Source organism: Pseudomonas sp. B21-059 (genome assembly GCF_026016285.1).
GTDB lineage: Bacteria > Pseudomonadota > Gammaproteobacteria > Pseudomonadales > Pseudomonadaceae > Aquipseudomonas > Aquipseudomonas danubii.
The window spans coordinates 1630540-1644813 of the sequence record NZ_CP087201.1 but is presented as its reverse complement, the minus strand read 5'-3'; the positions used below and the strand labels follow the sequence as shown (position 1 = coordinate 1644813).

At 64.5% G+C, this 14274-nt stretch carries 16 protein-coding genes; 7 read left to right on the top strand and 9 right to left on the bottom strand.

Annotated elements, in window-relative coordinates; translation table 11 throughout:
* Positions 1–16: 16 nt before the first annotated feature.
* Both LOY69_RS07475 and LOY69_RS07470 read right to left on the bottom strand, forming a co-directional pair.
* Positions 17–1252: a hypothetical protein gene (locus LOY69_RS07475; protein WP_265074330.1), complete on the bottom strand. Its 1236-nt coding sequence runs from the start codon at positions 1250–1252 to the stop codon at positions 17–19.
* Between the two features lie 50 nt (positions 1253–1302).
* On the bottom strand, positions 1303–1752 hold the full coding sequence (locus tag LOY69_RS07470) for a YcgN family cysteine cluster protein (RefSeq protein ID WP_102861635.1): 450 nt from the start codon (positions 1750–1752) through the stop codon (positions 1303–1305).
* A 274-nt stretch (positions 1753–2026) separates the two neighbouring features.
* Here LOY69_RS07470 and LOY69_RS07465 point away from each other — a divergent pair, with 274 nt between their 5' ends.
* Positions 2027–2620: a nitroreductase family protein gene (locus LOY69_RS07465; RefSeq protein ID WP_102861634.1), complete on the top strand. Its 594-nt coding sequence runs from the start codon at positions 2027–2029 to the stop codon at positions 2618–2620.
* A 113-nt stretch (positions 2621–2733) separates the two neighbouring features.
* On the opposite strand, the gene LOY69_RS07460 is transcribed toward LOY69_RS07465, so the two are convergent.
* From LOY69_RS07460 to LOY69_RS07445, 4 genes are all read right to left on the bottom strand, one after another.
* Positions 2734–3666 (bottom strand): D-2-hydroxyacid dehydrogenase, encoded by a 933-nt coding sequence (locus tag LOY69_RS07460; protein WP_102878746.1) that lies wholly within the window; start codon positions 3664–3666, stop codon positions 2734–2736.
* Between the two features lie 119 nt (positions 3667–3785).
* Positions 3786–4079 carry a YcgL domain-containing protein gene (locus LOY69_RS07455; protein WP_016964446.1) on the bottom strand — a complete coding sequence of 98 codons (294 nt, stop codon included), beginning with the start codon at positions 4077–4079 and terminating at the stop codon, positions 3786–3788.
* The gene (rnd, locus tag LOY69_RS07450) at positions 4076–5209 is read right to left on the bottom strand and encodes a ribonuclease D (RefSeq protein ID WP_102861632.1); all 1134 of its coding nucleotides are present in this window, start codon (positions 5207–5209) and stop codon (positions 4076–4078) included. The genes LOY69_RS07455 and rnd overlap by 4 nt, the downstream gene beginning before the upstream one ends.
* Before the next feature lie 122 nt (positions 5210–5331).
* Entirely contained in the window at positions 5332–5994 is a 663-nt protein-coding gene (locus LOY69_RS07445; RefSeq protein ID WP_110595094.1) for a class I SAM-dependent methyltransferase, read from the bottom strand.
* Between the two features lie 181 nt (positions 5995–6175).
* Here LOY69_RS07445 and LOY69_RS07440 point away from each other — a divergent pair, with 181 nt between their 5' ends.
* Positions 6176–6958, top strand: a complete 783-nt coding sequence (locus tag LOY69_RS07440; RefSeq protein ID WP_110595093.1) for a transporter substrate-binding domain-containing protein — start codon at positions 6176–6178, stop codon at positions 6956–6958.
* On the opposite strand, the gene cynR is transcribed toward LOY69_RS07440, so the two are convergent.
* The gene (cynR, locus tag LOY69_RS07435) at positions 6937–7827 is read right to left on the bottom strand and encodes a transcriptional regulator CynR (protein WP_265074329.1); all 891 of its coding nucleotides are present in this window, start codon (positions 7825–7827) and stop codon (positions 6937–6939) included. The two genes, LOY69_RS07440 and cynR, sit on opposite strands and share 22 nt — an antisense overlap.
* A 108-nt stretch (positions 7828–7935) precedes the next feature.
* Between cynR and LOY69_RS07430 the strand changes: the two genes are divergently transcribed.
* The 5 genes from LOY69_RS07430 to LOY69_RS07410 all read left to right on the top strand — a co-directional run bounded on the left by LOY69_RS07430 (position 7936) and on the right by LOY69_RS07410 (position 12570).
* The gene (locus tag LOY69_RS07430; protein WP_265074328.1) at positions 7936–8595 is read left to right on the top strand and encodes a carbonic anhydrase; all 660 of its coding nucleotides are present in this window, start codon (positions 7936–7938) and stop codon (positions 8593–8595) included.
* A 34-nt stretch (positions 8596–8629) separates the two neighbouring features.
* Positions 8630–9100, top strand: coding sequence for a cyanase (gene cynS, locus LOY69_RS07425; RefSeq protein ID WP_110595090.1), 471 nt, complete (start codon positions 8630–8632; stop codon positions 9098–9100).
* Positions 9101–9336: 236 nt separating this feature from the next.
* Positions 9337–10521: a cyanate transporter gene (locus LOY69_RS07420; RefSeq protein ID WP_110651916.1), complete on the top strand. Its 1185-nt coding sequence runs from the start codon at positions 9337–9339 to the stop codon at positions 10519–10521.
* Positions 10522–10542: 21 nt separating this feature from the next.
* Positions 10543–11451 carry a DMT family transporter gene (locus LOY69_RS07415; RefSeq protein WP_110651915.1) on the top strand — a complete coding sequence of 303 codons (909 nt, stop codon included), beginning with the start codon at positions 10543–10545 and terminating at the stop codon, positions 11449–11451.
* A 180-nt stretch (positions 11452–11631) separates the two neighbouring features.
* Positions 11632–12570 (top strand): LysR family transcriptional regulator, encoded by a 939-nt coding sequence (locus tag LOY69_RS07410; protein ID WP_102879086.1) that lies wholly within the window; start codon positions 11632–11634, stop codon positions 12568–12570.
* 12 nt (positions 12571–12582) lie between these two features.
* Here the strand turns inward: LOY69_RS07410 and LOY69_RS07405 are convergent, their stop codons facing one another.
* A complete protein-coding gene (locus LOY69_RS07405; RefSeq protein WP_102878737.1) occupies positions 12583–12948 on the bottom strand; it encodes a 5-carboxymethyl-2-hydroxymuconate Delta-isomerase in 366 nt (121 codons plus the stop codon).
* Between the two features lie 81 nt (positions 12949–13029).
* The gene (locus LOY69_RS07400) at positions 13030–14220 is read right to left on the bottom strand and encodes a low temperature requirement protein A (RefSeq protein WP_265074327.1); all 1191 of its coding nucleotides are present in this window, start codon (positions 14218–14220) and stop codon (positions 13030–13032) included.
* Between the last annotated feature and the right edge of the window lie 54 nt (positions 14221–14274).

Sequence of the window (14274 nt, the reverse complement as noted above, 5' to 3'; positions counted from 1 at the left end):
CCTGCGCGGACAGAGGTCAGTGCAGCAGGCTGGTGTCCAGGACCTTGGACGATTCGCCCAGCACGTTTTCACTGAGCTGGATGAACTCGGCGGTGCTGACGCTTTCCAGGCGCATCGCCGCTTGCAGCACATCGTCCAGGGAACGCTTGTTGCGGGTCTTGAGGCGGATTTCCCGATCCAGCTCCTGCAACAGCAGCACGGCCTTGGCCACGGTGGCGCTGTCCACCTGCTCGCCCCGCAGGCTGTCGACCTTGTGACTGTCCCGGACCAGGCGCTTGTGCAGCACCTGATAGCGCTCGTCACTGATGCCACCGGCCCGGCGCAACAGTTCGATGCCGTAGTACTCCGCCAGCCCCTCGCTGATCCAGTCGCTGCCCTGGCTGTCGTTGATCCGCGACAGTGACTGCACCAGTTCCCGCAATAACGGGCTGCTGCCGCTCTCGCTGACCAGGGGCAGGCGGCTATGGAGGAACAGCGAGTCACGCCCCGCCAGACTACCGCGCCACATCGGATCGGCCGCGCCAACGATCAACAGCTTGCCGGGCTGACGCGGGAACACCGCCTGTACTTGCGGCCAGACAAAGGTCAGCAGGGTCAGCACGTCCATGCGCCGCATGCCCTGGCCCAGGGGCGACACCACGCTGACTTCGGTTGCTCCCAGACGCGTGCGGCGGCTGCCCAGGTTGCCGGCCAGCATCCAGCCGGCGGGACGGTCGAACAGCCGCGAGGGATTGTCGATGCGGAAGCGATTCTTGCCGATACGCGGCCAGGCGGTCTCGATGCTTTTCCAACCGGCCGGCAAGTCGAACTCCAGACGCGCCACCAGCTCGACACCATCCTGTTGATCGAGCCGGGCCGGGGGCACCAGGGTCTCACCGCGCAACAGCGCCCAGTTGGCGCTGCTGCGGCTGTCGTAGCTGCCCTTCTTGATGCTGTGACTCAGGCGCACCCTGTAGCTGAGGCTGGCCTTGCCGCTGGCCGGACGCCAGACACCGCGCTGGCCACCGGCATCCGCCGCCCCGGCCTGCCATTGGCCGTCGGCCTTGAAGTCGCTGTAGTCGCCGTCACGCCCCAGGTCGAAGTCCAGGCTGCGCAAGGCCGAGCCCTCGGCCAGGGTCAGGCGCACCTCGGCCTGATCGCTCTGGGGCAGGAAACGCACGTGATAATCCAGATCGACTTTCTTCGCCGCAAAGGCCGATGCGCTCAATGCCAGCATTGCAGCGGCCAGCGCCAGTTTCGCCCCCACCCTCATACACACTCCTTTCCTGGGTAACCTGGTTCTGCAGCCAACGCGGCGAATCCTCAGCCGGCGCGGAAAATCAGATGATCCTCCCAGTCCTCTTCCGCCACGCTGCCTTCGGCCAGCATGCGCCCGGACTGGGAAATACGTTCGTGGTGCACCGCATCGCGATCGCCGCACACCAGGTGGTGCCAGAGCGGCAGGTCCTTGCCTTCGCTCACCAGGCGGTAGCCGCAGGTGGGTGGCAGCCACTTGAATTCGTCGGCCTTGCCCGGGGTCAGTTGGATGCAGTCGGGCACCGACGCCCGGCGATTGGGGTAGTCGCTGCACTGGCAGGTTTTCAGGTCCAGCAGTTTGCAGGCGATGCGCGTGTAATAGACGCTGTTGTCGTCCTCGTCCTCAAGCTTTTGCAGGCAGCACAGACCGCAGCCATCGCACAGCGACTCCCATTCGTCCTGGTCGAGCTGTTCGAGGGTTTTGCGTATCCAGAAAGGTTCGACTTTGGCGGCCATGGCTCAAGCATCAGTATCCGAGGGTGAAAAGGCCGCCAGTCTAGTGCCGAAGGCCCGGCGGGCCAAGCGCTTACGACTGTCGGTAGGCCGGGGCTTGTCAGCAGCAGGCCCGCACAGTAGCTTTGCGCCTCGGACCACCCCGCGTCCGAGTGCCATTAACGCTCGACCGCGTTGCACCCGGCAAACCGCACGGGGTCAGGAATACCCCTTCGCTCAGCTGATCTGCGCTTGCCGGTTTATTCCACCCTTCTCACTCGCTGCCAGGAGTTTTTCCATGAGCGCCAATCCTCGCGTTGCCGATTACGCCATCCACCCGCAGTTCACTCAGCGCTGGTCGCCACGGGCCTTCACCGGCGAAACCATCCCTGAAGAAACCCTGCTGAGCTTCTTTGAAGCCGCGCGCTGGGCGCCTTCGGCCTACAACTCGCAACCCTGGCGCTTTCTCTATGCCCGACGCGATACGCCGAACTGGGAGCGCTTCCTCGGCCTGCTCAACGAATTCAACCGTGGCTGGGCGCAACATGCCTCGGCCCTGGTGATCGTGATTTCCAAGACCACCTTCACCGCCCCCGGCGCCACGGAAGAAAGCCCGGCCCTGTGGCACACCTTCGACACCGGCTCGGCCTGGGGCCACCTGGCACTGCAGGCCAGCCTCAGCGGCTGGCACACCCACGGCATGGCCGGCTTCGACCAGGAGCTGACCCGCAAGGAGCTGAAGATTCCAGAAGGCTATGCACTGCACGCAGCGATAGCGGTGGGCAAGCTGGGAGACAAGTCGACCCTGGCCGACTACCTGCAGGCCCGGGAAGAACCGAGCCCGCGCCGTCCATTGAGCGAGACCGTGGCCGAAGGCGATTTCAGCCTCTAAAGCCGCGATTGCCTCTGTAGGAGCGAGCTGGCTCGCGAAGCCCTGAAGGCCGCCGCGCGTGCCTGGCAAGCGCGGCTTTCGCGAGCAAGCTCGCTCCTACGATCAGGCACGTTTCAGTAGCCGCGAGCGAAATCCACTTCGCCGCGCAAGGCCTGCTTGGCCTGGTAGGCCCGCAGGTTGTCGACGAACAACTGCACCATCAGTTCCGGCGAGGTCGGCGCCGAGCTGTGGCCCGTCAGCAGCAAGCCCCAGGCCGTCCAGAACGGGTGCCGTTGCGGCAAGGGTTCCTGGCGGCAGACATCGATCACCGCCCCCGCCAGATGCCCATCCTTGAGGGCCTGCACCAAGTCGCCATCGACCACGGAAACACCCCGGCCCACATTGATGAACAGCCCCGTGGACTTGAATTGCTTGAACAGCGCCGCGTCATACAGGTCGTGGGTACTTGGGGTGTTGGGCAGCAGATTGACCACATAATCCACCTCCCCCACCAAGCGTCCCAGGTCTTCCAGGCCGGCCACTTCGATAAAGGGGGCCTGCTCCCGCGCCTGGCTGGCGATGCCGTACAGCTTCACGCCAAAGGGCAGCAGAAATTGCGCCACGCTCTGGCCGATGTCGCCGGTGCCGACGATCAGCACCTTGCGCCCCACCAGGCTCTGGCCCATGCGGTTGTCCCACTTGCGCTCCACCTGGCTGACCAGCCGCGCCAGCACTTCGCGCTCATGGCCGAGGATGTAGGTAAGCACGTACTCGGCCATTACCTGGCCGAAGATGCCCACCGCCCGGGTCAGGCGGTAATGCCGGGGCAGACCGTCGGCCAGCAACGGGGTGATACCGGCCCAGGTGGATTGCAGCCATTGGGGCTGATGGCCCTGACGCAGCAGGGTCGCCAGCAGGTCCGGCTGGCCCAGCCAGACCGGGCAATCGGCCGCCAGCCGCGACAGTTCGGCGGAATCGCCGCTGGTCAGCACTTCCAGCTCCGGAGCCGCCTGACGCAACAGGCGGGCATAAACAGCGTGATCGTGTTCGGCAATCAGAACGCGCATGGTTCAAACCTTAAAAAACGGTGCAGGCCGCCGCCGACGGAGCATTGCTCCATCGATCAAGGCGGTGGCCAGGTCAGTCAATTGCATTTCACAGCGGCTCGGAACCGAGCCTCTAGAGGTCAGACCGGATCATTGCGGCGCAGCAACTCTTCGGGCAAGTGCTCGATGTACTCGTCTTCCGCCGGCGGCATCTGCAAGTGATAGCCCTGCTTTTCGAGGTTCTCCAGCACCTGGTGGATGTCCTCCCGGGACAGCTTGCGCTCCGGGGTCAGCACCAGATCGAAGGCATGTTGCGGCTTGCCGAAAGCCAGCAGCAGGTTTTCCGGCACGCGTTCCAGGGCCTCGCTTTTCAGGACGTAGAGGTACATCTCGTTCTTGCGCGGGCTTTTATAGATGGAGCAGATACGTTTCAAGGCTGTTCTCCGGCGGTGGCCAGGCTGTCCAGCAGCGCCTGGCCCATCAATTCGCGGCGCCAGCCACGCAGCGAATCAGGCAATTGGTAAGGCCCGTTGGGGTAGCCGCTCTTGAGCAGGCTCTCCAGGGTTTTCTTGCGCAGCATGACTTCCGGGGCGATGCCCAGACGCTCGGCCTCGGCCTGCCCCACTGCCTTGAGGCGCTTGAGCAGGGCCGCGGCTTCGATCGGCAACGGCTCGGGTACGGCCGGCGGCCATTGATCCGGGCCAAGGGCCGCGGTGCGCTTGATCAGGTCGAGGAGAAACTCGCCATCCTGACGCACGGTACGCGGGTGCATGTCTTCGATCTTGGCCAGCGCCGCCAGCGTATCGGGCTGGGTCTTGGCCAGGGGCCAGAGGGCGTGTTCACGCACGATGCGGTTGCGCGGCAAGTCCCGGGCGCGGGCTTCACGCTCGCGCCAGGCACAGAGCTCACGCAGCACCGCCAACTGGGCACGGGAGAGTTTCCAGGCCAGCTTGGCCTCGCGATAAACTTCGTTGGGGTCCACTTCGCGGCGCAGGTTGGCCACCAGCTCGGCGCCGTCCTCCAGCACCCAGCGGTACTTGTCCTCGGACAACTTCGGCCGCAGCTCGGTAAACACCTGGGCCAGATGCACGGCATCTTCGGCGGCGTAACTGACCTGGGTTTCCGAGAGTGGACGCTGCAGCCAGTCGGAGCGGGTCTCGCCCTTGGGCAGTTCGATGCCCAGGACTTCCTGCACCAGGCGCGAATAGCCCATGGAAAAGCCCAGGTTCAGGTAGGCAGCCGCCAGTTGCGTGTCGAACAAAGGCGCCGGCAGACTGCCGGTCAGGCGCAGCAGGACTTCGAGGTCCTCACTGCAGGCATGCACCACCTTGACCACCGCCGGGTTCTCCAGCAGGGCCGCCAGGGGCTTCCAGTTGTCGATGGTCAAAGGATCAATCAGGTAAGCGCGCTGCCCATCGCCGATCTGCAACAGGGCGGCGATGGGATAGAAAGTGTCGACCCGCATGAATTCGGTGTCGAGGGCGACGAATGGCAGCTGCTGCCACTCGGCGCAAAACTGACCGAGGCTATCGTTGTCGCGAATCCAGTGTATATCGATGGCCACACGGCTCTCCCTTGAAGAATGGCGCGCAGTATATATCGCCTCCGGCGATTTCTGAGCATTCACCCGACAAGAGCAAGTGCGAAACCTTATGTCGGACGGCAAGAATAGTCCGAGAGTCGCAATCAGCTGGGTTTTCTAAGGACATAGACCCGCGCCGCCCCACAGCCGGGCAGAAAATCCTGCTGGCTCACGACCTCGAAACCGGCCTGCTTGAACTCGCCTTCCAACTGCACCCTGCCGATCGCCAGTGACGCCGCGGACTCTCCCCGCGCAGTGGCCAGGTGCTTGAACAACGGCTCGACCCGGGTCGCGAGGATCACCGAATCACGGCTGACCCGATGAAACTCCCGCAGCAGCGCCAGGCGATCCTCGCTGCGGGTCACATGGGCAAACAGTTGCATGCAGATGATGCTGTCCACCGCATTGGCCGACAGACCGATGTCGAACGCCGAGCTGTGCAAGGTCTTGACCCGTTGCAGCAGGCTGGCCGGGTGATGGGTCTGGGCATGATTGAGCATGTCCTGGGAAGGGTCCGACGCCAGGATCACCCGGTTGCCATGTTCGGCCAGTACCGGCCAGTAACGCCCGGCACCACAGGCCACATCCAGGATCAGTCCCGGCTCGCCGGCCGCTTTCAGGGCATGGCGTACCAGGCGCACCGTGCGCCACAGCGCCAGGCGCGCGGCAAGCCCGGCAGGCCGGGGCTCGCCGCAGACCCGGGCGTGCTCCTGATCATAGCGCCGGGCGAACTCCAGCTCGATGGATGGTGGGGGATGGGACGACATGACTGGCGAACTCTTGTAGGTATCCAGAAGCCACAGGTTAACCAGTCGTTCGTGAAAAAAAGGTCGAAAGCCCTCGAGCGGTTTTGTCCAGGCGGGGCACCAGGCCACCCTTGCCCGACCCAGGGCCGATGCCAATAATGCTTCGGCACCGCGTCCCGCCCTTCACTTCAAGGAACGACCCATGCTGCCCCGCCTCTTGCTCTGCACTCTGCTCGGCCTCAGTGCCCCCGCCCTCAGCTTCGCCCAGGACCCGACCTCCCGTCTGGACCAGGTACTCGAACGTGGCCACCTCACGGTCTGCACCACCGGCGACTACAAGCCCTACAGCTACCTGCGCGACGATGGCCACTACGAAGGCATCGACATCGACATGGCCGAATCCCTGGCGAAAAGCCTCGGGGTCCGGGTGAAGTGGATCAATACCACCTGGAAGACCCTGATGGCGGACTTCCAGAGCCAGCAATGCGATATCGCCGTCGGGGGTATTTCCGTCTCCCTGGAGCGGCAGAAAAAAGCCTTCTTCAGCCAGCCCCTGGGGATTGACGGCAAGATTCCCCTGGTGCGCTGCCAGGACCTCAAGCGCTATGCAACCCTGGAGCAGATCAACCAGCCCTCGGTGCGCCTGATCGAACCACCGGGTGGCACCAACGAAGTCTTCGCCCGGGCCCATGTGCCCAAGGCCGAGCTGATCCTGTTCGCCGACAACGTGAAAATCTTCGATCAGTTGCTGACCAAGCAGGCCGACGTGATGATCACCGACGCCTCGGAGGCGCGCTTCCAGCAGAAGCACAAGCCGGGGCTGTGCGCGGTCAACCCCGAGCGCTACCTGCAATACAGCGAGAAGGCCTTTCTCCTGCCTCGGGATGACATGGCCTGGAAAAGCTATGTCGACCAGTGGCTGCACCTGAGCAAGGCTACCGGCGCCTATGACCAGGTGGTGAATCAGTGGCTGGCGGCGCCGTAGTCCTGGTCCAGCAGCATCTGCCGAAAGGCCTGGCAGGCGGCGCTGCGATAGACACCCCGGCGTTCCAGCAGCACCACGCTGCGGGGCGCCGGGGGTGATTGCAAGGCCAATGCCCGCAAGCCCGGCTGCTCGCGGGCGATGGCACTCGGAAGCAGGGTCGCCAACGGCCCGCGGCGCACGATCTCGACAATCCCACTCACCGAATTGGCCTCGATGGCGATACGCGGCGCAATGCCCTGTTGCCGGCAATACAGGTCGATATGCTGGCGCGTGGCAAAGTCGGCGCTGAGCAGCACCAGGGAATGACGAGCCAGGGCCGAGGCACTCAAGGGTTGCTGGCCCTGCTGCGGATAGTGCAGGCCGACCATCAGGCTCAGGGTTTCGGTGAACAGCGGCTGGCTGTGGATGTCCGCCAGGTGTTCGCCGGCAAAGGCGATCCCCAGGTCCAGGCGGTCCTCGGCCAGGGCTGCTTCCAGGCGATCCTGGGTCATTTCCTCAAGGCTCAGGTCGATCCCCGGGTACTGCTGGTTGAAGCGGCTGAGCAAGGGGCCGGTGAGGTAGGCAGTGAAGGTCGGGGTCAGCGCCAGGCGCAGTGAACCGCGACTCAGGTCCTGCACATCATGGATCGCCCGCTTGGCCGCCTGCAGGTCCTGCAGGGCGCGGCGCGCATAGACGACATAGGCCTGACCGGCATCGGTGAGACGCACGCTGCGTCCGGAGCGGTCGAACAACGGCGCCCCCAGGGACTCCTCCAACTGTTTGATCTGTTGCGACAAGGTCGGCTGGGAAACATGCAGCGCCTCGGCGGCACGGGTGAAATTGCAATGCTCGGCCACGGCCAGCAGGTAACGGATATGACGCAAGAGCATGACGGCTCCAACTATAGGCGGGACTTATGGAAAGCATAATAAACCGGTCTTGGACGCTATAGCCGAACACTTCCATCCTTGCCCCATCAGCGACGCAAGGAGACTCCCATGCAGAACATCATCGACGGCTTCCTCAAGTTCCAGCGCGAGGCCTTTGTGCAACGCAGCGAGCTGTTCAGGCAGTTGGCCAACAAGCAGAGCCCCGGCACCCTGTTCGTCACCTGCTCCGACAGTCGGGTCGTTCCCGAGCTGCTGACCCAGCAGGAGCCCGGCGACCTGTTCGTGATTCGCAACGCCGGCAACATCGTCCCCAGCTACGGCCCGGAACCCGGCGGTGTGTCGGCCACCGTGGAATACGCGGTAGCGGTGCTGGGGGTGAGCGACATCGTCATCTGCGGCCATTCCGACTGCGGCGCAATGACCGCCATCTCCACCTGCAAATGCCTCGATCACCTGCCCGCCGTGGCCAACTGGCTGCGCCACGCCGAGTCGGCCAAGGTGATCAACGCCGCCCGCCAGCATGCCTCCCCCGCCGAGCACCTGGACGCCCTGGTGCGTGACAACGTGATCGCCCAGTTGGCGAACCTCAAGACTCATCCTTCGGTGGCCCTGGCCCTGCAACAGGGCCGGCTGAACCTGCATGGCTGGGTGTATGACATCGAGCGCGGCGCCATCGCCGCCCTCGACGGCAACAGCCAGCGCTTTGTCTCCCTGACCGAACACCCGCAGACCTGCGCCCTGGCCAGCCACGCTTCAACCGCTGCCTGAACACCCCCTTTCATCCCCCAAGAGGAACAGACCCATGCTGCAATCTCAATTCGCCCAAGCTCCACGCCTGGCCCTGGCCGACACCATCATCGACGCCAAGGCGCGCCAGAACCTGTCGTGGCAGGACCTTGCCGACGGTACCGGGCTGAGCCTGGCCTTCGTCACCGCCGCCCTGCTGGGCCAGCATGCCCTGCCCGCTGCTGCTGCCGATCGGGTATGCGAAAAACTCGGCCTGGACCAGGACGCCAGCCGCCTGCTGCAGAGCATTCCCCTGCGGGGCAGCATCGCCGGCGGCATCCCCACCGACCCGACCGTCTACCGCTTCTATGAAATGCTCCAGGTCTACGGCTCGACCCTCAAGGCCCTGGTGCACGAGCAGTTCGGCGACGGCATCATCAGCGCCATCAACTTCAAGCTGGACATCAAGAAGGTCGAAGACCCGGAAGGTGGTTCCCGCGCGGTAATCACCCTGGATGGCAAGTACCTGCCAACCAAACCGTTCTGATCCACCATGCCTAGTCGCCGCCGCTGCAGGCGGCGCCGGGTCGCAACGAGGCACCGGGCCTTACCGATAAACCGCGGCGCCCGGTTTGCCCCGTCCTGCGCACCGAATCGCAGCCTATGGCAGCGGTTACAGGTCCGCAGTGATATTTAGTTTTTAAATAACACTGCGGACTTTCTGATTTGCCCCGACTGTCCCCCTCGCCGCCTAATCAGCCCCTGTTCCTTGAAGGTCTGGTTATGGAAAACGTTCGTGCAAGTTCCCGTCCCGCGCTCTGGCTGATGGTCAGCGTGGTCCTGGTGGCCCTCAACCTGCGGCCGTCGATGGCCGCCGTCGGCCCTCTGCTGTCGGGCATCCGTGGCGATGTCCCGCTGAGTTTCAGCCTGGCGTCGCTGCTGACCATGTTGCCGGTCATGGCCATGGGCCTGGCGATGTTCTTCGGCATGGCCATCAGTCAGCGCCTGGGCGAACACCGCACGGTGGTCCTGTCCTTGCTGATCATCGGGCTGGCCACGGTCTCGCGGTTGTTCATGGGCTCGGCGGCGGAGCTGATTCTCAGCGCCGTGCTGGCCGGTGTCGGCATCGCCCTGATCCAGGCGCTGATGCCGGCCCTGATCAAGTCGCGTTTTGCCGATAACGTCTCGCTGTTCATGGGCCTGTATGTCACCTCGATCATGGGCGGCGCGGCCATCGCGGCGTCCTTCGCCCCACTGGTGATGAACCACAGCGGCAGTTGGCGCCTGGCCCTGGCGATCTGGGCCGGCCTGGCCCTGCTGGCCCTGGTGTTCTGGTCCGCCCAGCGCCGTTCACTGCCTAGCCTGCCGGCCGCCGGCGGCGGGCGTGAGTCCTTCAGCGGCAATCGCCGGGCCTGGCTGCTGGCGGTGTTCTTCGGTCTTGGCACCGCGTCCTACACCTGCGTGCTGGCGTGGCTGGCGCCCTACTACGTGGAGAACGGCTGGAGCGAACAGAACGCCGGCCTGCTGCTGGGCTTTCTCACCGCCATGGAAGTGATTTCCGGGCTGGTCACCCCGGCCATCGCCAACCGCAGCCAGGATCGGCGCCGAGTGCTGGTGGCCCTGCTGGTGCTGATCATCGCCGGCTTTTGCGGCCTGATCCTCAGCCCGCAATACCTGAGCCTGCTCTGGCCGTGCCTGCTGGGCCTGGGCATTGGCGGACTGTTTCCCATGAGCCTGATCGTGTCCCTGGACCACTTGCCCGACCCGCGCCGGGCCGGCGGCCTGACCGCGTTCGTGCAGGGCATCGGCTACCTGATCGCCGGCCTGTCACCGCTACTGGCGGGGATGATCCGCGACCAGTTGGGCAGTTTCGAATGGGCCTGGTGGTCACTGACGGCAGTGATGGGGGTGATGATCCTCATGGTGCTGCGCTTCGACCCTCGGCATTACGCCCGGCACATCCGCTGAGCATCGGCCCGGGAGGCCTGCATGAACCCTGTGAGTTTCACCCAAGCCAACCTCGGCATGCTGCTCTGGGCAGCGCTGATCGCCGCCTCGTTCTTCGCCGCTGCCCAGGTCAGCCAGGCCATCGATCCGGTGCTGCTGACCGCCCTGCGCCTGTTGTTCTCGGCACTGATGTTCGTGCCCTTGCTGTGGTTCCAGGGCGCTGCGGCGCCGACCCGGGCCGGATTGGGCGCCCACGCGGTACTGGGCCTGCTGCTGGCGCTGTACTTTGGCTCGCTGTTCGAAGCCCTGCGCTACACCTCGGCGGTCAACACCGGCACCCTGTTCACCCTGGTGCCGCTGCTGACCCTGGCGTTCGAAGGCTGGCTGTTGCCCGGCGGCAGCCAGCAACGCCGCCTGCTGCCGATGCTGGTGGCCGGCGCCGGGGCCTTGCTGTTGGTGCTCAAGGGGGGCGCGCCGGGGCAGTTGCCCTCCCTGTATGCCATGGCGGTCTATGCCCTGGGCTGCCTGGCCATGGCGGCCTACTCGCCCCTCAGCCAGCGCTTCAAGGCTCGCAGCCTGCAAGGCCGCAGCCCGGCCGCCATGACGTTCTGGAACATGCTCTTCGGTGCGCTGTTCCTGTTTGCCGCCAGCCTGGTCAGCGGCGGCTGGCGCAGCGCCGCCCTGCTCGGCAGCAACGACCTGCTGTGGCTGCTGTACCTGGCCCTGTTCGCAACCCTGGCGACCTTCTGGCTGTTGCACCGGGCCATAGGCGTCATCGCCCCTTCCACGGTGATTTCCTACATCTACCTGAGCACCCTGTTCCTCACCCTGTTCCACTGGTTGTGGCTGGGCCAGCGTCCGCTCCTGGGAGAAGGGCTCGGTGCTCTGCTGGTGGCCCTGGGCATGTTCGGTCTGGTGCGCGGCAGCCGTCCCGGGGCAGCCATGGCCTGAAATGACCCTGAGACAGGGGACATTATTCTGCGAGAAACTGCGCAGGTCGTGTTATCGGAATTTAATGTCCGGATGCTGTCCGCGAATCCCCACCCCGGGCATTTGATTAGGACGATCGTTCCGCTAGCATCGACCCGGTTTGTGCGCCACCGGCGCCAGGTGCTCAGCGGGATGGAACAGATGCTCATCAGCAACGTGCTCAGAAAACTCGACATGCAGGACCTGATGGTCTTTATCGCGGTGTACGAGCAAAGCAGTGTCACCGGGGTATCGGAAACCCTGTGCGTCAGTCAGTCGACTGTCAGCTACTGCCTGAAGAAACTGCGCAATGGCTTCGAGGACGAGCTGTTCATCAATACCCGCACCGGCATGCGCCCGACCTACAAAGCCACCAGCATGTATAGCCACGTGCTGAAGATCCTGGAAAGCATCAATCTGTGCCACAGCGGCGTACCGGCCTTCGATCCGACCCGCCAGGCCGTGACCTTCAACCTCTGCGCCCCGGAATACTTCGAGCTGCTGATCCTGCCGCGCCTGCTCAAGGGGTTCGACTACGCCGACCTGCCGGTGACGGTCAATGTGCAGAAGCTTGAGAGCGACATTCCTGCCGAGGAGCTGCGTGACGGCAGCATTGACCTGGTGATCTGCTTTGGTCCGAACTTCCATCGCAGCCATGCCGACTTCAAGTCGCAGATGCTGCTGGAGGACGATCTGGTGTGCGTCTTCGACAAGCGCGCCACACCGCCCAAGGAGCCGCGTTTCAGCCTGCAATCGTTCATCGAACGGCGCCACGTTTTTCCTACGCCCTGGACGTCGGACAGCAACATGGTGGATGGCTGGCTGGCCCGCCAGGCGCACAAGCGGCAGATCGTCGCCCGCTCCAACAGCTACAGCGCAGCGCTGAAAATGATCACCGGCACCGACTTCATCCTGACCCTGCCCCGACGCATCCAGGCCTTGCTGGCCAACGAAGCGGTGTTCAACCATTGCGAGGCCCCCAGCGGCCTGCCGGGGTTCACCCTGGACATGCAATGGAACCAGAACACCGATCAGGACAGCGCGCAGACCTGGTTCCGCGAACAGGTGGTCAAGGTCTGCGCCGAACCGGGCCTGCTTTAGGCCCTGCCCCCATCAGAGACCGACAGCCGCCTTGCTGTAGGACGCGCGGTCGATGTCGATAATCTCCACGCACAACTGCACCGCCAGCTCAGCCGGCCAGGGCGCCAGGTCCTGCAGCAGGGCCAGCAGGCTGTCGGACAATTGCTTCTTGATCTCTGGCGAGCGGCCGCTGAGCAGGGCCAACTTGACGTGGACAAAGGCCCGCTCACCCAGGCCGGTACCCACCCGGAACGACTCGACCTTCACTGCCCGGCTCTTGATATCGAACTCATCGGCAAACTGCCCGGAGGCCACCAGCCCGTGATTGAGCCGCAGCAGCGCCTTGTCGACGTCCAGCTGGGGCAGGTTGGCGGTGTATTCCATATGCAGGTGCGGCATGGCAGAACTCCTGGTCTGTCAGGGGAAAAGGCGCTCCATACTACACAAGGCCCGACCTCGCGCTTGCATTATCCGCTGGCCTCATTGCCCCGCCGTCGCTGCCCGCTCGCGCAGGGCCAGGGTTTCCCAGGCGGCCACGAGCACCATCACCAAGGTGGTCAGGCTGCCCAGGGCCAGAGCGGAAAACAGCTGATTCCAGGCGGCCGGCAACAACAGCAACAGCACCGCGAGCCCGGCCAGGTGCGACAGCGGCGGCAACGGCCGATCGTTCATCACCCACTTGAACAGGGCGCAGCCCAGGAGGAACAGCCAGGGACCACCGACTATCACCAGCACCCCGGCCGGGCTGGCGTGCTCCGGGTGCATCAGCACCAGCTCATCGGCCACGGCACTGACAATGATCCCCGCCACGATCAGCAGGTGCAGATAGGTGTAGGCGATGCGCGCCTGACGCCCCGGGTCGTCGGAATGAGCGATACGGTGGTGGGCACGCTCGGCGCCACTGTCGAAATACACCCACCACATGGCGATGCTGCCCAGCACCGCCACCACGAACCCCAGCAGCCCCTGGGCGCTGGTGGTCAGCTCGGCGAAGGTGGCACCGGTCACCAGCAGCGATTCTCCCAGGGCGATGATCACGAACAGGCCGCAGCGCTCGGCCATGTGATTGCCTTCCACATTCCAGTCGGCCAGGGTCGAACGCCCCAGCCCCGGCACCCAGAAATACAGCGACGGCGACAGCACTTCGATGGCCAGGGCCAGCCCCCACAAGGCCAGCCGCTGCGGGCCCTCCAGCAGGCCGCCGGTGATCCAGAAAACCCCCGAGAACATCAGCCACAACAGGATGCGCTGGAAGTTGCGGGTCATGTTCAACGGCTCGCCGCGCACCGCCCACAGGGCATAGGCGGTGCGGCCCACCTGCATGAACACATAGGCGCCGGCAAACAGCAGGCCGCGCTCACCGAAGGCCTGGGGAATCGACGACGACAGCAGCAACCCCGCCACCATCAGCACAAACAGCCCAAGGCGGATCGGCAGGGTTTCCGGGTCCAGCCAGTTGGTGATCCACGACGTGAAGATCCACACCCACCACACCGCCACCATCAGCAACGCGACCTGCAGCGCCCCGCCCAGGGACAGATGGGCCAGCAGGGAATGGGACAACTGGGTCACAGCGAACACGAACACCAGGTCGAAGAACAGCTCGACCATGCCAACCTTGCCGCTGTCGTGGCTGCCACGCCCACGCAACAGGGAACGGGAACGACTCATGGGCACACTCCACCGATCAATGTTTCAACAGACGATCCACACAGCAAAGCAGCC

Coding starts and splice junctions, on each gene's coding strand:
- LOY69_RS07475 (WP_265074330.1), bottom strand. CDS start 1,252: ATGAGGGTGGGGGCGAAACTGGCGCTGGCCGCTGCAATGCTGGCATTG.
- LOY69_RS07470 (WP_102861635.1), bottom strand. CDS start 1,752: ATGGCCGCCAAAGTCGAACCTTTCTGGATACGCAAAACCCTCGAACAG.
- LOY69_RS07465 (WP_102861634.1), top strand. CDS start 2,027: ATGAGCGCCAATCCTCGCGTTGCCGATTACGCCATCCACCCGCAGTTC.
- LOY69_RS07460 (WP_102878746.1), bottom strand. CDS start 3,666: ATGCGCGTTCTGATTGCCGAACACGATCACGCTGTTTATGCCCGCCTG.
- LOY69_RS07445 (WP_110595094.1), bottom strand. CDS start 5,994: ATGTCGTCCCATCCCCCACCATCCATCGAGCTGGAGTTCGCCCGGCGC.
- LOY69_RS07440 (WP_110595093.1), top strand. CDS start 6,176: ATGCTGCCCCGCCTCTTGCTCTGCACTCTGCTCGGCCTCAGTGCCCCC.
- cynR (WP_265074329.1), bottom strand. CDS start 7,827: ATGCTCTTGCGTCATATCCGTTACCTGCTGGCCGTGGCCGAGCATTGC.
- LOY69_RS07430 (WP_265074328.1), top strand. CDS start 7,936: ATGCAGAACATCATCGACGGCTTCCTCAAGTTCCAGCGCGAGGCCTTT.
- cynS (WP_110595090.1), top strand. CDS start 8,630: ATGCTGCAATCTCAATTCGCCCAAGCTCCACGCCTGGCCCTGGCCGAC.
- LOY69_RS07420 (WP_110651916.1), top strand. CDS start 9,337: ATGGAAAACGTTCGTGCAAGTTCCCGTCCCGCGCTCTGGCTGATGGTC.
- LOY69_RS07415 (WP_110651915.1), top strand. CDS start 10,543: ATGAACCCTGTGAGTTTCACCCAAGCCAACCTCGGCATGCTGCTCTGG.
- LOY69_RS07410 (WP_102879086.1), top strand. CDS start 11,632: ATGCTCATCAGCAACGTGCTCAGAAAACTCGACATGCAGGACCTGATG.
- LOY69_RS07405 (WP_102878737.1), bottom strand. CDS start 12,948: ATGCCGCACCTGCATATGGAATACACCGCCAACCTGCCCCAGCTGGAC.
- LOY69_RS07400 (WP_265074327.1), bottom strand. CDS start 14,220: ATGAGTCGTTCCCGTTCCCTGTTGCGTGGGCGTGGCAGCCACGACAGC.